The 18,541-nt window shown below is 52.3% G+C and carries 15 protein-coding genes; 14 read left to right on the forward strand and 1 reads right to left on the reverse strand.

Annotated features, from left to right (window positions below; all coding sequences use genetic code 11):
* Positions 1–287 precede the first annotated feature (287 nt).
* From AB1I67_RS11030 to AB1I67_RS11095, 14 genes are all read left to right on the forward strand, one after another.
* Positions 288–887 (forward strand): hypothetical protein, encoded by a 600-nt coding sequence (locus tag AB1I67_RS11030; protein ID WP_367029918.1) that lies wholly within the window; start codon positions 288–290, stop codon positions 885–887.
* A gap of 284 nt (positions 888–1,171) precedes the next feature.
* A complete protein-coding gene (locus AB1I67_RS11035) occupies positions 1,172–2,263 on the forward strand; it encodes a carbamoyl phosphate synthase small subunit (protein ID WP_367029919.1) in 1,092 nt (363 codons plus the stop codon).
* On the forward strand, positions 2,263–5,466 hold the full coding sequence (carB, locus tag AB1I67_RS11040) for a carbamoyl-phosphate synthase large subunit (protein WP_367029920.1): 3,204 nt from the start codon (positions 2,263–2,265) through the stop codon (positions 5,464–5,466). Before AB1I67_RS11035 ends, carB begins: the two co-directional genes overlap by 1 nt.
* A 273-nt stretch (positions 5,467–5,739) precedes the next feature.
* Positions 5,740–6,432 carry an ABC transporter ATP-binding protein gene (locus AB1I67_RS11045; RefSeq protein WP_367029921.1) on the forward strand — a complete coding sequence of 231 codons (693 nt, stop codon included), beginning with the start codon at positions 5,740–5,742 and terminating at the stop codon, positions 6,430–6,432.
* Between the two features lie 35 nt (positions 6,433–6,467).
* The gene (locus AB1I67_RS11050) at positions 6,468–8,393 is read left to right on the forward strand and encodes a zinc ribbon domain-containing protein (protein ID WP_367029922.1); all 1,926 of its coding nucleotides are present in this window, start codon (positions 6,468–6,470) and stop codon (positions 8,391–8,393) included.
* A 29-nt stretch (positions 8,394–8,422) separates the two neighbouring features.
* Complete coding sequence (locus AB1I67_RS11055; protein ID WP_367029923.1) at positions 8,423–9,493, forward strand: ABC transporter permease; 1,071 nt, start codon at positions 8,423–8,425, stop codon at positions 9,491–9,493.
* Positions 9,494–9,608: 115 nt separating this feature from the next.
* Positions 9,609–10,799 carry a hypothetical protein gene (locus tag AB1I67_RS11060; RefSeq protein WP_367029924.1) on the forward strand — a complete coding sequence of 397 codons (1,191 nt, stop codon included), beginning with the start codon at positions 9,609–9,611 and terminating at the stop codon, positions 10,797–10,799.
* Positions 10,800–10,939: 140 nt separating this feature from the next.
* On the forward strand, positions 10,940–11,362 hold the full coding sequence (locus AB1I67_RS11065) for a GntR family transcriptional regulator (RefSeq protein WP_367029925.1): 423 nt from the start codon (positions 10,940–10,942) through the stop codon (positions 11,360–11,362).
* Positions 11,359–12,177 carry an ABC transporter ATP-binding protein gene (locus AB1I67_RS11070; RefSeq protein ID WP_367029926.1) on the forward strand — a complete coding sequence of 273 codons (819 nt, stop codon included), beginning with the start codon at positions 11,359–11,361 and terminating at the stop codon, positions 12,175–12,177. The genes AB1I67_RS11065 and AB1I67_RS11070 overlap by 4 nt, the downstream gene beginning before the upstream one ends.
* Entirely contained in the window at positions 12,134–12,259 is a 126-nt protein-coding gene (locus AB1I67_RS11075; protein WP_367029927.1) for a hypothetical protein, read from the forward strand. Before AB1I67_RS11070 ends, AB1I67_RS11075 begins: the two co-directional genes overlap by 44 nt.
* Positions 12,234–14,432, forward strand: coding sequence for a DUF6449 domain-containing protein (locus tag AB1I67_RS11080; RefSeq protein ID WP_367029928.1), 2,199 nt, complete (start codon positions 12,234–12,236; stop codon positions 14,430–14,432). The genes AB1I67_RS11075 and AB1I67_RS11080 overlap by 26 nt, the downstream gene beginning before the upstream one ends.
* An 11-nt stretch (positions 14,433–14,443) precedes the next feature.
* Positions 14,444–15,763: an efflux RND transporter periplasmic adaptor subunit gene (locus tag AB1I67_RS11085; RefSeq protein WP_367029929.1), complete on the forward strand. Its 1,320-nt coding sequence runs from the start codon at positions 14,444–14,446 to the stop codon at positions 15,761–15,763.
* A gap of 16 nt (positions 15,764–15,779) precedes the next feature.
* Complete coding sequence (locus AB1I67_RS11090) at positions 15,780–16,583, forward strand: ABC transporter ATP-binding protein (RefSeq protein WP_367029930.1); 804 nt, start codon at positions 15,780–15,782, stop codon at positions 16,581–16,583.
* The gene (locus AB1I67_RS11095; RefSeq protein WP_367029931.1) at positions 16,577–17,785 is read left to right on the forward strand and encodes an ABC transporter permease; all 1,209 of its coding nucleotides are present in this window, start codon (positions 16,577–16,579) and stop codon (positions 17,783–17,785) included. Before AB1I67_RS11090 ends, AB1I67_RS11095 begins: the two co-directional genes overlap by 7 nt.
* Positions 17,786–17,812: 27 nt before the next feature.
* Here the strand turns inward: AB1I67_RS11095 and AB1I67_RS11100 are convergent, their stop codons facing one another.
* The gene (locus AB1I67_RS11100) at positions 17,813–18,526 is read right to left on the reverse strand and encodes a tRNA threonylcarbamoyladenosine dehydratase (RefSeq protein WP_367029932.1); all 714 of its coding nucleotides are present in this window, start codon (positions 18,524–18,526) and stop codon (positions 17,813–17,815) included.
* Positions 18,527–18,541: the final 15 nt, after the last annotated feature.

Raw genomic sequence — 18,541 nt, forward strand, 5'->3', positions numbered from 1 at the left:
AAAGTTTGTGATTACTATTAATATATTTGTTTTGTGGAACAATGTGCCTGGAGATATGAATTTTTATAATAAATCTTTTCCATTATGCTTGAGTTTCCACATTATCAGGTTGCATCTGTGAAAATTATATGATATTCTATACCCACATTGATATTTCAGATATCGATAAAACTCTTATTTAGTCACAAAGATATGAATCAGGCGGATCGCCGGATAATCACAGACAGGGAAAGCAGTGGAGGGGATGGTCTTGTATTTCACGGTAAATTCTATTACAATATCCATATATGGGCAATGTATTCTCCCGGAAGCTGCTGGGGGAGGGGGAATGGCGGGGAGCGCGGGAACTGTACGAATTGATGGATTATGAGGCTCTTCCGGAGCCGGTGAAGCAGATGCTCAACAACTACAGGATCTATGTGCTGGATGTGCGGAGGTTTAAAGAGATAGAACGGTTCCGGACCGACCTGCGGGAGCTGTTTACCTTTTTGCAGAATATAAAAGACAAGAACTCAATGGAGCAGATTGTGCAGAACGATAATTTTTTAAGTTTAGATGAGGATACCTATGAGGCTATGGCGGCCCTGGGAGATATCCCGGACTTTGAAACCATGAAGGACAAGCTTAGGATTGAGGGAGGGAAGATCAATATGTGCAGAGCATTTGAGGAACTGATGGAGAGCAAGTGGCTGGCGGGACGGGAAGACGGCATAGAAGTGGGAAAGTCTGAAGGCAGGACAGAAGGCGCTTTTCTTCAGGCGGAAAAAACGGCTTATAACATGTTCCGGCGAGGATTTTCCGTGGAGGATGTGTCGGTCATCTGTGAACTGGATCATAAAAAGGTCTCTGAACTGTTTGAGAAATGGAAGGGAAAGAATCGGAAATAGAAACCTGATAAACGAATGAGAAATGCTTTCGTTGGAGACCATCTTACTGGGGAAATGCTCGAGCCTGGCGGCTCAATGATTCCGGCATCAGGCCGGACCGTCAGTCTTCATTTCATGCCGGAACAATTAATAAAAAAACTTCTTGAAAAATAAATCGAAATCATGTATAATCTTATCAATTTGGGCTTAGACACGAAAACGCCCGATGGAAGACATGTTTTGTCGAAAGAGAAGCATGATGCAGCTATAAAGTTTTGACTCAGAAAGGACAGGTACCCCAATATATGAAAGCATTTCTCATTCTGGAAGACGGCACCGTATTTGAAGGAACGAGTATCGGTTCCGCAAGGGAAGTTATCAGCGAAATCGTATTCAATACATCCATGACCGGTTACTTAGAGGTCCTTACCGACCCTTCCTATGCAGGACAGGCAGTGGTGATGACATATCCGCTTATTGGCAACTACGGCATCTGTTATGAAGACATGGAATCAGAAAGACCGTGGCCGGATGGCTACATTGTTCGTGAATTATCTCGGATCCCCAGCAATTTCCGAAGTGAGGATACCATTCAGAATTTCTTGGAAAAACATGATATTCCCGGTATCAGTGGTATCGATACAAGAGCCCTTACAAAAATATTGAGAGAAAAAGGCACAATGAACGGCATGATCACGACAAACGAGTATGCTGATCTTGCAGAGCCTTTAAGCCGGATGAAGGCTTATACCGTAAAGGGCGTGGTAAAGGCGACCTCCTGTAAGGAAACCTGTGTGTTAAAGCCTGCGGCAGAGTTTGAAAAGCCGGTAAAGAGAGTGGCGCTTCTGGATCTGGGGGCTAAGAAAAATATCGCCCGCTCTTTGTGTGAGCGAGGCTGTGAAGTGACGGTTTATCCCTGCGATACCACCGCGGAGGAGATCCTGGGAGCAGACCCGGACGGCATTATGCTGTCCAACGGCCCTGGGGACCCCAAAGAGAATGTTAAGATCATAGAAGAGATCCGCAAACTGTATCAGTCAGATGTCCCGATCTTTGCGATCTGTCTGGGACATCAGCTTATGGCGCTGGCTACTGGCGCAGATACCTTCAAGCTGAAATACGGTCATCGCGGTGGCAATCATCCGGTGAAGGATTTAGAGACCGGACGAGCCTACATTTCCTCTCAGAACCACGGCTATGCGGTGGATCCAGAAAGCCTGGATGAGAAGGTGGCGGTGCCTGCGTTTGTAAATGTCAATGACGGCACCAACGAGGGCCTTAAGTATATCGGCAAGAATATATTTACCGTGCAGTATCACCCGGAAGCCTGTCCGGGACCGCAGGATTCTGCGTACCTGTTTGACCGGTTTTTAAACATGATGGGAGGGAATGAATAATGCCAAAAAATCCTGAGATAAAAAAAGTTCTGGTGCTGGGTTCCGGCCCGATCATCATCGGACAGGCCGCGGAGTTTGACTATGCGGGCACCCAGGCCTGCCGTTCTCTGAAAGAGGAGGGCATCGAGGTAGTGCTTCTTAATTCTAACCCGGCTACCATCATGACCGACAAGGATATTGCAGACCGGGTGTATATCGAGCCTCTGACCGTGGAGGTTGTGGAGCAGCTGATCAAAAAGGAGAAGCCGGACAGCGTCCTTCCGACCCTGGGCGGACAGGCGGGCTTAAACCTTGCCATGGAGCTTGAGGAGGCCGGATTTTTCAGGGAAAACAACGTGCGCCTGATCGGAACCACCGCGCTGACCATCAAAAAAGCGGAAGACCGGGAGATGTTTAAGGAGACCATGGAGAAGATCGGCGAGCCGGTAGCCCCCTCCGACATTGTGGAGAATGTGGAAGACGGTCTGCGGATCGCGGAGAAGATCGGCTACCCCGTGGTCCTGCGTCCGGCATACACCCTGGGCGGCAGCGGCGGAGGTATCGCGGAGAATCCGGAAACATGCCGGGAGATCCTGGAGAATGGTCTCCGTCTGTCACGTGTCGGACAGGTTCTGGTAGAGCGCTGCATCGCCGGATGGAAAGAGATCGAGTATGAAGTGATGCGCGACGGCGCTGGCAATGTGATCACCGTATGTAATATGGAAAATATCGACCCGGTAGGCGTTCATACCGGTGACAGCATCGTAGTGGCTCCGTCCCAGACCCTGGGCGACAAGGAATACCAGATGCTTCGTACCTCTTCATTAAACATTATCACGGAGCTTGGCATCACCGGGGGCTGCAACGTGCAGTATGCGCTGCATCCGACCAGCTTTGAATACTGCGTGATCGAGGTGAACCCGCGAGTGAGCCGTTCCTCCGCTCTGGCTTCCAAGGCTACCGGCTATCCGATCGCAAAGGTGGCGGCGAAGATCGCTCTGGGATATACCCTGGATGAGATCAAAAATGCGGTAACGAAGAAGACCTACGCAAGCTTTGAGCCGATGCTGGACTACTGTGTGGTAAAAATGCCGAGACTGCCCTTTGACAAGTTCATCAGTGCAAAGCGCACCCTGGGAACGCAGATGAAAGCGACCGGGGAGGTCATGAGCATCTGCACCAACTTTGAGGGCGGTCTGATGAAGGCGATCCGGTCCCTGGAACAGCATGTGGACTGTTTGCGGTCCTATGATTTTACGGATCTGGACGAAGACGGGTTAAAGAAACAGCTTGCAAAAGTGGACGACCGCCGGATCTGGGTGATCGCCGAGGCGCTGCGCCGCGGCATGTCCTACGATGTGATCCATGAGATCACAAAGATCGACCACTGGTTTATCGACAAGCTGGCGATCCTGGTAGAGATGGAGGCTGCGCTGGAGAAGGGACCGCTGACCCCGGAGCTTTTAAAGGAAGCAAAACGTCTGGAATTCCCGGACAATGTGATCTCCAGGCTCACCGGTGTAGCCCAGGAAAAAGTGAAGGCGATGCGCCATGAAAATGGGATCCGGGCGGCATTTAAGATGGTGGATACCTGTGCTGCGGAGTTTGCCGCTGAGACGCCCTACTACTATTCCTGCTTTGACGGGATCAATGAGGCGGCTGAGACTCACGACAGGAAAAAGGTCCTGGTGCTAGGCTCCGGGCCGATCCGGATCGGACAGGGGATCGAGTTTGACTTCTGCTCCGTGCACAGCACCTGGGCATTTTCAAAGGAAGGCTATGAGACCATTATCGTAAACAACAACCCGGAGACCGTGAGTACGGACTTCGACATTGCAGATAAGCTGTATTTTGAGCCGCTGACCCCGGAGGATGTGGAGAGTATCGTGGACATCGAAAAGCCGGACGGGGCCGTGGTACAGTTCGGCGGACAGACTGCCATCAAGCTGACGGAAGCCCTGATGAAGATGGGCGTGCCGATCCTGGGCACCGCAGCGGAGGATGTGGATGCAGCGGAGGACCGGGAGCTGTTTGATAAGATCCTTGAGGAGTGCCAGATCCCGAGACCCGCAGGCCACACGGTATTTACGGCGGAGGAGGCCAGGAAGGCGGCCAATGAGCTGGGCTATCCGGTGCTTGTAAGACCGTCCTACGTATTGGGCGGCCAGGGAATGCAGATCTGTATCAGCGACAATGATATCGACGAATTTATCGGCATCATCAATCAGATCGCCCAGGACCACCCGATCCTGGTAGACAAATATATCATTGGTAAGGAGATCGAGGTGGATGCAGTCTGTGACGGCACGGATATCCTGATCCCGGGCATCATGGAACACATTGAACGCACCGGCGTCCACTCCGGAGACAGTATCTCCGTATATCCGGCGCCCAGTATCACTCCGGCCGTGGAGGCGAAGCTGGTGGACTACACGGAGAAACTGGCGCGCGCCCTGCATGTAAAGGGCATGATCAATATCCAGTTTATTGTGGCGGATGAGGAGGTCTTCATCATCGAGGTCAATCCGCGTTCCTCCAGGACCGTGCCGTATATCAGCAAGGTAACGGGGATCCCGATCGTGCCGTTAGCCACCCAGGTCATCTGCGGCCACACCTTAAAGGAGCTGGGCTACACGCCGGGCCTTCAGAAGAAATCCGAGTATATCGCCATCAAGATGCCGGTATTTTCCTTCGAGAAGATCCGCGGCGCAGATATCAGCCTGGGGCCGGAGATGAAGTCTACAGGAGAATGCCTTGGCATTGCAAAGACCTTCAACGAGGCGCTTTATAAGGCGTTTGAGGGTGCGGGCATGAAGCTGCCGAAGCATAAGAATATGATCATTACTGTCCGTGAGGATGAGCAGGAAAATGTGGTTGAGATCGCCAGACGGTTTCAAAAGGCAGGCTACAAGATCTTTGCCACCAGAGGGACTGCCAAAGCGCTTAACGCCCACGGGGTAAAGGCTCTGACGGTCCGGAAGCTGGAGCAGGAATCTCCCAATATCCTGGATCTGATTCTGGGACATGAGATCGATCTGGTCATCGATATCCCGCAGCAGGGGGCAGAGCGGAGCCGCGACGGTTTTATTATCCGCAGGAATGCCATCGAGACCGGCGTTCACGTGCTGACCAGCTTAGATACGGCTGAGGCGCTGGCTACCAGCCTGGAAAACAGGGCAAAGGAGCTGACGCTGATCGATATTGCGACGGTAAAAAATATATAAAGATCAGAATCGGGGCCGCGTTTGGAAGTCAGGATCCATGTGCGGCCCCGATCCTGATCTTTTTAAATATTTTTTTGTCAGCAGTCTGCGGCAGATTTTAAGATAACACATGAAATCATGATTATAATGAAACCTGTTACTGTGATTCATGCTGACAGTGGTGCTGCGGGATGCAGTTTATGACAAAAAACTTACATTTTATGTACAGACCTGTACAGAATTGTCGAAAAATGGTAAACTAATGGAATCCATATGGAAAGGAACAGGTGAGGTATGGGACAGGCTAAGGAGCATATGCTTATAGCGGAGCAGATCAGGAAGTCATACCGGGGGCGTCAGATCCTGGATGGGGCGGCTCTAACTGCAGATGCAGGAGAATGCATCGGAATTGTTGGAAAGAATGGCTGCGGAAAGACCACGCTTTTGTCCATTCTGGCCGGGGCTGTCAAAGCGGATTCCGGGAGTATCTGTTACCGGGGCCGGGAGGCGTCCGGACATCCGTCCGTATTTTCTGAGCTGACGGCTTATGTGCCTCAGGAGAATCCGCTGATCGAAGAACTGAGCGTCCGTGACAATCTGCTTTTATGGCACCATGGGAATCGGGCGGACTGCAGGGAAAGCCTGTCATCCGGGACGGCAAAGCTTCTTGGGATCCCGGAGATGCTGGACTATACGGTGAAGAAGCTGTCTGGAGGCATGAAGAAGCGGCTCAGCATTGCCTGCGCATTATCAAACCGTGCACCGGTGCTGATCCTGGATGAGCCGGGAGCCGCACTGGACTTGGAATGCAAGGAGATCATCCGCGGCTATGTAAAAAAACACATGGAAGACGGCGGACTGGTTCTTCTGGCGTCCCATGAGTGGCCGGAGCTGTCGCTGTGTACCCGGACCTGTATCCTGAGAGATGGGATCCTGCATCCGGTTTTGAATGGCTTGTCAGAAAAAGAACTGATTGGGCATTTCTGATCCGGTGGATGAAAAGAAAAGAGGAGGAAGAGATTATGAAATGTAAAAACTGTGGGGCAGATATCCCTGAGAATCAGGAAATCTGCAGTGTCTGCGGAACGCAGGCAGGGTCTGAAGGACAGACTGGAGACAAGGCTGGAAGCCAGGAGGAAGTGACGGCAGAGGCTCCGGCGGCGGACGCGGAGACTGTACAGGCAGAGGCTCCGGCAGCAGAAGAGGAGACTGCACAGACAGAGGCTCCGGCAGCAGAAGTAGAGGCTGCACAGGCAGAAGCGCCGGCGGAAACAATTGTAACAGAGGCGGCAGTGCCGGAAGAACCGAAGAAAAACAACACCAAGCTGATCATCGGTGCGGTAGCGGCGGTTGCAGTAGTTGCGGCTGGCGCATTTGGCCTTTCCAAGATGAATGAGAAGGACCCGAAGCAGACCGTGATCGATGCTTTCGAGAGCGTATACCCGGAGGGACAGGTATATCCGGTAGATGAACTTTTCGGCATCACTCAGTTTGCCGATGAGGCAGGGACTGCCAACTCCGAGGGCAGTATGACATTAAAGCTGGACAGCTGTTCTGATGAGAGTGTCAATGCATATGCAGGCAGCGGCATCCGTGTCAACGGCAAGAGTGATATCACAAACAAGAAATCCTCCGCAGAGCTTGCGGCTATCTATAATGGCATGGATCTGGTGACCTTTAAGATGTATTACGGTGATGACATGCTGAAGGCAGCTCTGCCGGAGATGTCAGGAAAGGTTTTCACCCTGGATCTGGGAGATGGCCTGGCCGATCGCATCAGCCAGTCGCCGGTTGTGGGACCGATGCTTGAGCAGAACAACATTGATGTCACAGGCATGGCGGAGTATTTCACCCAGCTGATCGACGAGGCTGAGCAGAACCAGGCTGAGGGCAAGAGCACTTATGACCTGGAAGGCCTCTGGAACCGCTATAAAGAGGGAAGCAAGGCACAGGAGAACTTCAAGGCAGCGCTGACTGTGGAGAAGGGCGACAAGGCAAGCTTTACCATAGACGGCAGCCAGGAGTCCTGCAAGGGCTATAAGGTACTGGTCAGCAAAGCGTCTATGATGGACTTTTTACGTACCTCCTCTGATTTCTTTTTACAGGATGAGGAGCTGAAAGACCAGTATATGAAGCAGCTTGAGATGACTGTGAAGATGAGCGGGTTCATGGGCGGGAATACCGCTGGTGTAACCATGCCTTCTGCAGAGGAGATGCAGCAGCAGACTTATGAGGAGCTGCAGTCAACCGTAACAGAAATGCTGGATACTCTGGATGCTGTGCTGGATGACGTGACCATGACGGTATATGTGGACAAAAAAGGACGTCTTGCAGCTGTGGACGGAACTACAGTGCTGCATAATGATACAGATGCAGAGGATACGATCAATGTAGCCTTCCATCTGGAACTGGCAGGCGGCGCTTATCTGACCCAGAATGCAACTGCCAATGTAACGCTGTCCAACCCGGCTGATGAAGGGGATTCCATCACTCTGAACCTTGTTAAGCAGGGCACCTATGACGGCAAACAGCTTACGGCAGACTGGTCCCTGGATTTTGTCAGCCTTCCTGAGAATGATAAAGGGAATTTAACCTATACCGGAACCTACAATTCTGAGAGCGGCGATTATCATATGGCTTTTGAGGTAGGAAATGGAGACGAACAGCTTGCGAAGCTCTCTGTGACCGGTGTGATCGACAGCCTGGAAAAAGGAACTTCAATCCATGCTACTATGGATTCTTTAGAGATTTCTGCTGAGAGCGGTTTATATTCTGCAGTATTAAGCGGAGAATATGAGTACAAACCTCTGGCAGGCGAAGTGACTGCTCCGGAAGGTGAGGAGATGGATGTACTGGCTGCAACAGAGGAAGACTGGCAGAACGTCGTGATGGAGATGATCTACGGCGCTATGGGTCTGATGGAGCAGATGGGTGTTTCCTTATACTAAGATACAGGACATAGAAACGGGGATCAGTTATGGCGATGCATCTTACTTTTTTCAAACTTGAATTGAAAAGAGCGTTAAAAAAACTTCCCAATATGGTTTTCGGGGCAATCGTGCTTGGGGTTTTACTGGGCACGATTGCCCTTTTGTCCAGCCGGGCGCTTTATGGGGAAGCGAAGACCGGGCGGATTGCGGTGGGCGTTGTGCTGCCGGAGGACGATCTGGTTGCAAAACAGGCTGTCTCTATGATCAGTTCCCTGGACAGTGTCAAGAGCCTGTGTGATTTTAAGTTTGTGGACAAAAAGGAGGGGCTTGAAGCGCTGCATACAGGCGGGCTCTATGTCCTGATGGAGGTTCCGGACGGGTTTGTGCAGGATATCATGAATGGGACCAATACTCCGGTGAAGCTGGTTTTTCCGGCAAATGCAGGACTGGAAAGCCGTCTTTTCAAGGAGCTGGCAGATGCGGGAGCCCGTACCCTTTCGGCGGCGCAGGCTGGGATCTACGCGGGAGATGAGTTGTACAGAAGCTACGGCCTGGAAGGTAAGATCGGGGAACTGGAGGCGGCGCTGAACAAGATCTTCATGTCTTACAGCCTGCCCCGGGCAGATTATTTCCGGCATTACCAGGTGAATGCTGCAGGTGATGTGGATCTGGTGCATTTTTTCGGGATCAGCGGGTTTGTACTGTTCGTGCTCTTGTCAGCGATCCCCGTTTCCGGTTATCTGATACCCTGGAATACAGGAATGAAGCGGAAGCTCAAGCTGGCAGGAGTGGGCTGCACAGGCATGGCTTTTGGCAGGATACTGGGGCTGGGCGCGCTGTTTTTGACGGCAGTGATCCCGATTGGCGTTGTTTTTGCCCTCAATGGGCAGATCCAGGCGGACGTATGGGTTTTGGCAGGGACGGCAGTCCTTATCTGTCTGTGCGCAGTGCGCTGGTGGTATTTCTATACCAGGCGGCAGGCACACTGCTTGGGGGTACCATGCTCCTGTTCTTTGCCGTCTCTGGACAGCATTTCCTGGCTGGAGGTTTCCTCCCGCTGGTATTCCTTCCACCTGCACTGCAGAAGCTTGCTCCGGTACTGCCTTCCACGATCCTGATGGACGGGGCTAAGATGGCAGTGACCGGTGTGTGGAGCATGGATGCAGTATGGAAGCTGGCTGTGATGGCAGCAATGGGACTTGCCCTGACAGCTGCGATGGAGGTGAGAGAGGGATGAACAGAGCATGGCTGTGGTTTGTGCTTTCCTGTAAACGTTACGTGAGGCGGCTTTCGTTTCTGCTGATCCTCTTGATCCTGCCCCTGGCAGTACTGGGAATCCGTACAGCGGAGGAAGATGGGGCGACAGAGATCAGGGTTTCCGTGTATGCAGAAGGTTCGGAAAATGCAGCACTGGGAGGCGGAACTGGAGGAGGTGCGGAGAAGGCAGCAGAGGAGCTGCCTCTGGAGCAGGCTCTGGCTCAGAGTTTGACATCCGGTAGGCAGGTCCAGGACGGTTCGATCCTTACGTTTTACCTCTGCGAAAGCGAGAAGCAGGTGAGGGAAGATGTAGCGTCAAAACGGGCAGAATGTGGTTATGTGATCGCACAGGACCTGCGGGAGAGGTTGGAGAAGAAGGATTATAAGCGCAGCATCCGTGTCTATTCTGCACCATCCACGGTGGCAGCCGGATTGTCCACGGAGGTGGTGTTTGCGGCGCTGATGGAGCTGTATGACAAGGAACTGTTTGTGGACTATGTGGAAAACGGGGGGCTTTTTGATGAGGCAGCCCCGAAGGAAAGCCTTCAGCGGGAAGCTTTGACCGAGCAGGCGGGAAGCCTGTATGAAACCTGGCTTTACAATGGGAGCACCTTCCGTTTTGTGGCCGAGGCCGTTGACAGGCCGGCTGCTGAAGCAGGATATTCGGATGAGGGAGCGCCGGGATCTGACCAAAAGGGAGCAGTACAGGAAATGGATGCCGTGTTCCCAGTGCGTGGGATCGTGGCAGTCTATATCTTTATTATCGGACTGTACGCCGCGGTAATGAACCTGACAGACGAAGCCAAGGGGCTGTTTCTTGCAGTTCCTTATAACTGCCGTACGGCCTGTCGGATATCAGCCATGGCTGCGCCCATATTTCTGGCGGCAGTGTCCGGAATGGCTGCGCTCTTGAGCGGGGACGCCATGACCGTGTGGTTTCAGGAAATGCCGGTTATGCTTTTGTATCTGGCAGCAGTCACTGGATTTGCATGGCTTCTGCGGGTGATGGTAAAAAGCCCGGAGGTTCTGTGCTGTCTGATCCCGTTTTTCCTGATAGGCAGTCTTTTATTCTGTCCGGTCATCATTGACGCCGGACGCTATTTTCCAGCCCTGGAGACTGTACAGAAGCTGTTTTTACCATGGTATTATCTGAATTATTTTGGCTGATCCATTGTTGGAATACCCGGCCGGCAGTTAAGAAATCCGTAAGAAGTTAAAGATTGCCAGCCGGGTATTTTTGTGGTATAAGTGTATTAACAATCTTAATACACTTATCAATGTGGATTGTGGTAGAAAGGAGAATACGGATGATTCTGCTGGATTATAAAGACAGCCGCCCCATCTATGAACAATTGGTGGAAAAGCTGCAGGAGATGATGCTTCTGGGCATTCTGGAGGAAGACAGCCAGATGCCGTCTGTCCGGAGCCTTGCCACGGAGCTGTCCATCAACCCCAACACCATACAGCGTGCATATGGGGAGCTGGAGCGAGGTGGTTTTATCTATATGGTAAAAGGCCGGGGAAGCTTTGTTGGGAGTATCAGGCGCCTCCGGGAGGCAAAACGTGAGGAGCTGGCGAAGAAACTGGGCGTGGTGGCGAAGGAGGCCATCGGCCTGGAACTGGACAGGGACACATTTGTGCAGATGGCAGACCAGGAGTATGGAAAGATCATTGCAGGACAGCCGCATGGATCCGGTCAAGAATATAACAAGGGGGATGTGACAGTATGATAGAAGCGGTAAAACTGACAAAACGGTTTGATGATATCCTGGCAGTGGACCATATCGACGCGACTATTAAAGATGGCAGCGTATTCGGACTGATTGGAACCAACGGCGCAGGGAAAAGCACATTTCTGCGGATGGTTGCAGGAGTGCTGAAGCCCGATGAGGGGACGGTCACCATCGACGGGATGAGCGTATTTGAAAATGAAGAAGCGAAGCACCGTTTTTTCTATATTTCCGACGATCAGTACTTTTTTAACAATGCAACACCGAAGGATATGATGACTTATTACAAGATCACCTATCCGGGATTTAATGAAGAGCGTTTTCACTCTTTGATGAAAAGCTTTGATCTGAGTGAGAAGCGAAAGATCAACACTTTTTCCAAGGGCATGAAAAAGCAGGTTTCCATTATCTGCGGCGTTTGTGCAGAGACGGAATATCTGTTCTGTGACGAGACCTTTGACGGCCTGGACCCGGTGATGCGCCAGGCGGTGAAGAGTATTTTTGCCAATGACATGGAGGAGCGGCATCTGACGCCCATCATCGCCTCCCACAACCTGCGGGAGTTGGAGGATATCTGCGACCATGTGGGGCTTCTCCACAAGGGCGGCATCCTCTTGAGCCGCGACTTGGATGAGATGAAGATGAAGATCCATAAGGTGCAGTGTGTGCTGCGAGCCGGGGATGGAGCCGGAGGATCTGGTTGGTCTTACGATACTGAAGACGGAACGGCGTGGCAAGCTTCTGACTCTGACTGTACGCGGAGACTTGAGTATGATAGAGTACATTATGCAGAATGCCAACCCGATATTCTATGAGACGATTCCATTGTCCCTGGAGGAGATCTTTATCAGTGAAACGGAGGTAGTCGGCTATGACGTCAAAAAACTTATATTTTAAGCTGATGAAAGAGGATTTGAAGAGCCGTCTGTGGGCGGTGTGCCTCATTGGGCTGGGATTCTTTTTCCTGTATCCCATATGGGTGGCGTTTGCAGCCGGGGATATAGAGAATTTCCAGACGTTTGAAAAGGGCATTGAGTGGTACTCGCAGGAGGTTACAGGATGGCTTTCCTTTGAAAACGGGATGACTGTATTTGTGATGATGCTGACAGGGCTGATCTGCGGGCTCAGTGGATTTTCTTATCTGAATTCCAGGAGTAAGGTGGATTTTTACCACAGCCTTCCGGTGAAACGTGAAAAGCTGTTTATCGCAAATTATATCAACGGGATCCTGATATTGGCAGTGCCATATGCTGCCGCTATGGCCCTTGCCGTACTGGTGGGCATTTCAAACGGCATTGCGGGAGGGCCGCTGTGGCAGACAGCGCTTGCCGCATATGGGCTGCATCTGACCTATTTTATCCTGGTATATACCACGGTTGTGGTGGCGGTCATGATGACCGGCAATCTGGTGGTTGCATTTTTAGGCTGTATGGTATTTTCCTTTTTTGTACCGCTTGCTGCTGCCCTTGCCAATGGATATTTCGGCGTGTATTTTCATACTTATGTTTGGGATACCGGGGAAAAGCTGATGGAGCGCTTTGTGCGCATTTCGCCGGTCATGGAATATACATATCAGGTTTCCAGATACGCTGAAGGAGAAACGGTGTGGACCGCTGCTGTGTTAGCTCTTATTGTGTCGGCAGCGCTTGCGGCGCTGGGATGTTTTCTGTACCGCAAAAGACCGTCTGAGGCGGCGGGAAAAGCCATGGCATTCGCAGCCAGCAGGCCGGTGATCCGCATCCTGATCACACTGATCTCCGCCATGGGACTGAGTGTGTTCTTCTGGACTATGCGTGAATCTACAGGTTGGGCGGTATTTGGGGTCCTGTGCGGTGCGGTGATCTCCCATTGTGTGATCGAGATCATTTACCATTTTGACTTTAAGAAGCTGTTTACCAATTGGGTCCAGCTGATAGGCTGCATCCTGGTATCACTGGCGGTTTTCTTTGTGTTTCGTTATGACCTGGCAGGGTACGACCGGTATCTGCCCAGCGCCGGCAAGGTGGAGGGAGCGGCCGTGGAGATCTCCAGGTTAAGCGACTGGGTTTCCTACGGCAGGACGCGTCATCTGCCGGATGGAGCCTATGACTGGGAATACGACGAGCCGCTGGAGTATGCGGTCGAACATATGAAGTATACGGATGTGGAGAATCTGCTGTCTATCGCCGCAGCGGGGATGGAGGACACCTTAAAGGATGAGGAGGGCGGCGACGCGTATCCTGAGAACGCGCTTCCGTCAGAGACGATAGACGGGGGCATTCAGGGCACTTTCTCACAGATGACCATCTGTTATACCCTAAAGGGCGGCAGAAAGGTTTACCGCAGATATTGGGTGAACCTGGACCGGATCATGCCTCAGATAGAAAAACTGTATGCAAGCAGAGAGTACTTAGAGGGCGCTTACCCTGTGATGTCCATGAAGGCGGAAGATGTGTCCGGGATCTATTATTCTGAGATGCAGAAGGAAATTCGCCTGGATAAGTTGACACAGGAACAGAAAGCGGTTATTCTTGAGACGTATCAGAGAGAATTTGCGGCCATAACACCGAGTCAGATGAAGTCAGAGTTCCCCTCCGGGCTGATCAGGTTTACTACGGAGACGGATGAGGCAGGAATCCAGTGGTGGAACCGGCAGGTGGCGGCGGGCTTTGAAAATTATCCCAAATACCGCTACAGGGGAAGCCTGACAAACCGCAGCTATTATCCCATATATCCGTCCTGCACGGAGACCATAAAGCTTTTAAAAGAGCAGCAGGTTGATGCGGGAAGCTATTTTGAGAACATGGATATCCAGTCGGTTACCATGCGCTGGTACGGACCGTCCGATGAATATGACAGCAGCGGAGTGAGGGAGATCATGGTCACGGATCCAGATGAGATAGACCAGCTGAAAAAAGCTGTGGTGGGTACAGGACGCCGGTATTATAACCAGGTATTTTCCATGTCGGATATCGATGTGGACATAACTGTGGCGGAGGACGGCACTATGCAGAATTACCGCGCAGGCTTTCCACGGGGAAAAGTGCCGGGGTTTGTGATTGAACGGCTGATGGCGGCCAAACCAAGATAAAGGAGTATACTATGACAGACCAGGAATTTGACAGAGAACTGGAGGATCTGATGTCTGAGGATTCGCCGGGAAAGAAGACAAAACAAAAGAAGAACAGGAAATCCTTTAAGTCATGGAGCCGGAAACGGAAGCTCATAACCGGAGTGGCAGCGATCGCTGCCGCTCTGATTGTGGTTTCAGGTGCTTTTGGCGGAAAAAAGGAAGTGGGGATGCCGGTCATGACGGCGGCCCTGACCAAAGGAGAAGTAGAGGAGGTACTGTCCATCAGCGGACCAGTATCCGGTACGGACAGCGCGGAGGTTGTTTCCCGCCTGCATGCCGAGATCCTGGAGATCCTGGTGAAGGAGGGCGACAAGGTGGAGAAGGATCAGGTCCTTGCAAGGCTGGATCCCACCGATGTGCAGAAGGAAGTGGACATTGCCCAGAACGCTTATGATCTGGCGGTGGCGAACCGGGATGAAGCGCAGATCGCGGCGGAGAACGGATATGCCAGGGCAGTTCAGGACAGACAGGCGGCACAGCTTGATTTTGACCGCAAATCGGCCCTGTTTGCAGCCGGTGATATCTCCCAGGCGGAGATCGAAGCGGCGAGGGATGCCTTAAATAACGCAAAGCGCCAGATTACCACCTATACTCTGAAGAATGGGCGTCCGGTGGCGAACGAATCCTTTGACCTCCAGGTAAAGAATGCGGAGTTTGAGCTGGACCAGAAGAAAAAGCAGCTGGATGAGACCGAGGTCACCAGCCCGATCGCCGGTACGGTGGTGCGGGTCAATTCCCGGGTCGGCCGTCTTGCAGATACGGTAGACGATGACAAGCCGCTGTTTGCCATCGACAATCTGGAAAAGCTGGAGATGAAGATCAATGTCAGCGAGTATTCCATCGGAAAGGTGAAGCTGGGCCAGGCAGCAGAGATTTCGGCAGATATCTTGAACGGTGCGACAGAGGAGGGGATCATCACCTCGATCTCTCCTACAGGAGAGGAGAAGGGCGGCGGCTCCACGGAGCGGGTGATCCCCACTACGATCCAGATCCAGAATCCCAACACGGGCCTGATCGCAGGGATCACTGCCCGCGCAAAGATTGTCTTAAACCGTGCTGAGGATGCCTGGACGGTCCCCATAGCGGCAGTGATCCAGAATGATGAGGGTAAATTTATCGCATCGGTGGAAAACAACACGGTGAAGATGGTTCCGGTGGAGACTGGAGTGGAAGGCGATGTGTCTGTTGAGATCAAGGGCGGCGGGCTGACGGAAGGACTGAGTTACATAACCGCTCCGAATGCTGCCCTGCAGGACGGGATGGCAGTGCTTGCCACTCCGGTAGCCTGATAGACGGAGGTCGGATATGAGATGGATAAAAAAGAAAACAGAGCCTGAGCAGGCTGAAAGAGAAGTGATCGAGGATCTGATCCGGCTGGAGGACATGGCAAAGGTGTATGATACAGGAGCCTTGAAGGTCCTGGGGCTAAAGCGGGTCAACTTAACCATCCGGCGCGGTGAATTTGTCGCCATCATGGGGCAGTCCGGTTCCGGCAAGTCCACGCTGATGAATATTTTGGGTTGTCTGGACCGTCCGTCACTGGGACATTATTATCTGGACGGCGTGGATGTGGCGGGGATGGATTCAGATGAACTGTCCAGGATCCGGAACAAAAAGATCGGATTTGTATTTCAGTCCTTTAACCTGCTCTCCAGGATGTCGGCTCTTAAAAATGTTGAGCTGCCCATGACCTATGCCCGGAAGAACAAAAAGCTCCGGGAGGAGAGGGCAGAGGAGCTTTTAAAACGGGTGGGCCTGGGCAAACGTGTCCATCACCAGCCCAACGAGCTGTCCGGCGGACAGCGCCAGCGTGTGGCGATCGCCCGCGCCCTGGCCAATGATCCGCCGCTGCTTCTGGCCGATGAGCCGACGGGAAACTTGGACACTGCGGCGTCTGTGGAGATCATGGAGCTGTTTTGCCAGCTGCATGAGGAAGGGACTACGGTCGTGGTGGTCACCCATGAGGAGGAGATTGCGGCGTTTACAGAGCGGATCATCCGTTTCCGGGATGGGGAAGTCATCAGTGACAGGCCCAACAAACCGAGGAAGCCGGAGATCTTTAAGTCACTGGAAAAGAATACGGATTTTGAGGAGGATGCGCCATGCTGATAGAGAATATGCTGATGGCATTTTCTGCCATACGGGCCAACAAGATGCGCTCTTTCCTGACCATGCTGGGCATTATCATCGGTATCGGATCGGTCATTTCGATCGTATCGATCGGTGATACCATGCGGAATATGTTTGCGGATCTCTATAAAGAGATCGGCGTGACCCAGGCGTACTTAGCCATTGGGTACTGGATTGACGATACGCGTCAGAGCGATTATTTTACGCTGGATGAACTGGAGCGTATGAAGGATGTATTCGGTGATGAGATCGCTTATATAGACAGCGCTGCCAGTACCTCTGCCGATGCAACCCATGGGCACAGGAAGGTGAAGTTCAGCTACCAGGGTATTGATTACAATTACCAGGATGTGCAGCCGGTCAACATCGTTTATGGAAGATATTTGAATGATGGAGATATCAAGGGGCGCAAGAAAAATGTGGTGATGGATACGGACAGCGCGGAGAAACTTTTTGGAGTGGAGAACGCGGTGGGAAAGACCTTCCGCACCACGATCTACGGCAGCACGGATGAGTATACGGTAGTGGGGGTTTACCGGAAGGAGGTCAGCCCGTTCCAGGCTATGCTCATGGGGCAGAGTGACGGCGGGAGCGCCTTTATTCCATATACGATACTAACCTGGCCCAACGACTATTTTTATTATCTCCATGTGTTTGCCAGCGACGATGTGAACCTTACGGATTTTTTTGCAAGGCTGACAGATTATGTGGCGAGGATGAAGGGACGGCAGCCGGAAGATTACTATATGGAGACTGCGGTTGACCAGATGGGTATGTGGGATAACATGCTGGGCGGCCTGTCGGCGGCAGTCGGCGGAATCGCGGCGATATCCCTGCTGGTTGGCGGTATCGGCATCATGAATATCATGTTGGTGTCGGTGACGGAACGTACCCGTGAGATCGGCGTGCGAAAAAGCCTGGGAGCCAGGACCCGGGATATCATGATCCAGTTTTTGACGGAGTCGGCGATCCTTTCGGCATGCGGCGGCCTGATCGGAATCCTGCTGGGCGTGGGATTGGTATCCTTAGGCGGTATGATCTTAGGCGTACAGACGATCGTCCGTCCAATCGTGGTGATGCTGGCGGTGGGATTCTCTGCCATGGTGGGTATCTTCTTTGGGATCTACCCGGCGTCGAAGGCGGCGAAAAAAGATCCGATCGATGCCCTGCGGTACGAATAATACTATAAGGAACAATACGGGATCTGCTCAAATACCGAGCAGATCCCGTATTGTTTCCCCTGCGATCAAAAGCCCGGCTACCGGGGGGACGAAGGAGATGCTTCCCGGCACGGCGCGTTTTGCGGTCACTTCCTCGGAAGGCATGACCGGAGTCAGAGGCTGTTCTTTGGAGTAAAGTACTTTTAAATGACTGATCCCGCGGTTTTTCAGCTCTCTGCGCATCACGCGGCAGAGCGGGCATACAGAGGTTTTATAGATATCGCTTATCTCAAAAAGCTCCGCGTGCAGCTTGTTCCCGGTCCCCATGGAGGCGATCAGCGGAATCTGGTGCTTCTTGGCATATTCCGCAATGGCCAGTTTGGCGGTCACGGTGTCAATGGCGTCGATCAGATAATCGATCTGGCCCATGCCGTCAAGGAGGGGATCTAAATTATCCGGGAGCACAAAGGTTTCGAAGGTATCCACCTGCGCAGCCGGATTGATATCGGCGATCCGCTCTTTCATTACCTGGGTCTTGTATCTGCCCACGGTGCTGTGATAGGCGATGCTCTGCCGGTTTATATTGGTGAGGGAGACGGTGTCGCTGTCAACCAGAGCCAGATGGCCGATACCGCAGCGCGCCAGCGCTTCGATACAGTGGGAGCCGACGCCGCCGACTCCGAAGACTACGACGGTTGAGGCGGATAGTTTTTCCTGTCCATCGGCGCCGATCAAAAGCTCTGTTCTGGAAAATTCGTGCATATCGCATATCCTTTC

It is taken from the genome of Clostridium sp. AN503, assembly GCF_040719375.1.
GTDB lineage: Bacteria > Bacillota > Clostridia > Lachnospirales > Lachnospiraceae > Brotaphodocola.